Source organism: Acidocella aquatica (genome assembly GCF_030160635.1).
Classification (GTDB): domain Bacteria; phylum Pseudomonadota; class Alphaproteobacteria; order Acetobacterales; family Acetobacteraceae; genus Acidocella; species Acidocella aquatica.
Genome location: NZ_BSOS01000134.1, coordinates 1 through 2,436, shown reverse-complemented (window position 1 = coordinate 2,436; position 2,436 = coordinate 1). Strand labels below are relative to the sequence as shown.

Below are 2,436 nucleotides of genomic sequence, written 5' to 3'. Positions count from 1 at the left end.
GCTACGGCTATGGGGATTTGATATTTTTGGGAAACATGGTGGTGCTGGATTGGCACCGGACGGCAGCTCCAGGGCTTGGATTTTGCCTTAATATTTCATGTTCTTTGTAGAAGCCCTGACAAGATGCCTGCGGATTTATGTTGCAATGAGTAAAGCTGGCGATCATGGACAAGGTCGACGGACGCAAGTGTGTGAGGAACTGTATAGCCCATGGCAGAGTTGCCAGGACGTTGGGTGGATGCAGCTCGTTCCGGGTCACGATACCCATCTCCCGGCTGATCCAGGAGTTGGTGGCGGCGCTCTGGGTTGAATGCTGCGTGCCAGGATTTCGATGATGACCATAGTCCCGCCGCAGCATGGACAACGGCACCAAGGCTCTGTGGTGGTCTCGCCGGTTGGTGTTTCCTGCACGACCGGCTGGGGCACGCCGAGCATCTGGCGGATGCGGGCGATATTGTCCTTGCGCGTGGTGTTGGCGAGCAGCCCGTAATGGCGGATACGGTGGAAGCCCCTGGGCAGCACATGCAGGAGGAAGCGACGGATAAATTCTGTTGGCGCCAGGGTCATCGTTTGATAGCGCTCGGCGCCGTCGCGGCGGTAATCTTTGTAGCGGAAGGTGACGCCGGCCTCATCCATGGCAATCAGACGGCGGTTCGAGATGGCAACCCTGTGCGTGTAGCGGGCGAGATATGCCAGCACCGCCGCCGGTCCGGCAAATGGCGGCTTGGCGTATACCACCCAGTTTTTGCGGCGCAGCGGCGCGACGTAACGCAAAAATGCGCGCTGATCCTCAAGGCCCTGCATCTGGCCGAAGAAGGTCAACTGCCTGGCAGCATGCAGCGCCATCAGCCCGGTCAGGAACAAGCGGCGGAACAGTTTTGAGAGCACCCGCACTGGCAGCAGAAAACTGGCGCGTGAAGCGACCCAGCGCTGACCATCGAGCGAGATACCGCCACCCGGCACGATCATATGGATATGCGGATGATGCGTCATGGCCGAACCCCATGTGTGGAGTACGGCGGTGATGCCGATCCTGGCACCCAAATGCTTAGCGTCAGTGGCGATGGTCATCATCGTCTCCGCCGCGGCCCGGAACAGCAGGTCATACACCAGCGCTTTGTTCTGCCATGCGATGGCGGCAATCTCAGCGGGTACTGAGAACACGACATGGAAATAGCCGACGGGCAGCAGATCGGCCTCGCGCTCGGCCAGCCAGGTGCGCGCCGCAACGCCCTGGCATTTGGGACAATGCCGGTTGCGGCAGCTATTATAGGCGATGCGCTGATGGCCGCAGTCCTCGCAGCCTTCGACATGGCCGCCAAGCGCTGCGGTACGACAGCGTTCAATTGCCGACATCACCTTGAGCTGAAGCAGGCTCAGATGCCCGGCCTGGGCGGCGCGGTATCCGGGACCTTCAGCGCGAAAAATGTCGGCGACCTCGAGTGAGGCGCCCATGGCCCGCTCAGGGGCCGGGCGCCGCTTTAGCCTCCATTAACGCCATCACCTTGTCGAGCGGACTGGTCACGCGGCGAACCATGCGGGTGGCAACCTTCGTGTACAACGCCGTCGTCTCGAGCTTGGTGTGGCCGAGTAAAACCTGGATCACACGAACATCGGTACCGTCTTCGAGTAGATGTGTTGCGAAGCTGTGGCGCAGCGTATGCGGGCCAACATGTTTGGTGATTCCTGCCACCCGCGCCGCCTCCACGACAACACGATGTAGCTGCCTGGTAGAAATCGGCTTCGTCACCTGTTGTCCTGGAAACAGCCATCCAGCCTTATGCATGACGCCCTGCTGATGGCCGGCCTTCCACCAGGCACGCAGCATGATCAAAAGATCATTGGACAGCATGGCGTTGCGATATCGCCCGCCTTTGCCGCGTTCGATCCGGAGCAGCATGCGTTCGCTGTCGATGTCACTAACTTTAAGCGCCGCAACTTCCGCCACCCGCAGGCCGGCGCCATAGGCAACAGAAAGGGCCGCACGATGTTTGAGGCTGGTCGTGGCATCGAGCAAGCGGGCGACCTCATTCTGGCTCAACACAATCGGCAAATTACGCGGATGCTTTGCCCGGACCAACCTGCGCGCCAGATCTGGCCGGTCGAGCGTGATAGTAAACAAAAATCGCAATGCCGAAACAATGCTGTTCATTGTCGGCACTGGCATCCCGGCATCATGCTGCGCAATCTGAAATTGGCGGATATCTTCTGCTGTCGCCGTGTCGGGCGACCGGCCCAGAAATCGGGCAAAGCGCCCGACATCGCGGAGGTAGTTACGCCGTGTCTCCCGCGAGAAACGGCGCATATCCATATCCTCAATCATCCGCTGGCGCAGATCGACGGACGAAGGCGTGGCAACAGGCTTGGTCATGGCTGGCTCCTTTGCTGTGAAAGAAGCCATCATCCTCAGAGCGGGCCACCCCAAAATTCAAACAA

Annotated in this window: 2 protein-coding genes; both read right to left on the bottom strand. The window is 59.7% G+C overall.

The window, feature by feature from the left end; genetic code table 11:
• Window positions 1–255 precede the first annotated feature (255 nt).
• Window positions 256–1,455, bottom strand: coding sequence for an IS91 family transposase (locus QQJ84_RS19340; protein ID WP_284259962.1), 1,200 nt, complete (start codon window positions 1,453–1,455; stop codon window positions 256–258).
• 7 nt (window positions 1,456–1,462) lie between these two features.
• Window positions 1,463–2,371, bottom strand: coding sequence for a tyrosine-type recombinase/integrase (locus QQJ84_RS19335; RefSeq protein WP_284259961.1), 909 nt, complete (start codon window positions 2,369–2,371; stop codon window positions 1,463–1,465).
• Window positions 2,372–2,436: the final 65 nt, after the last annotated feature.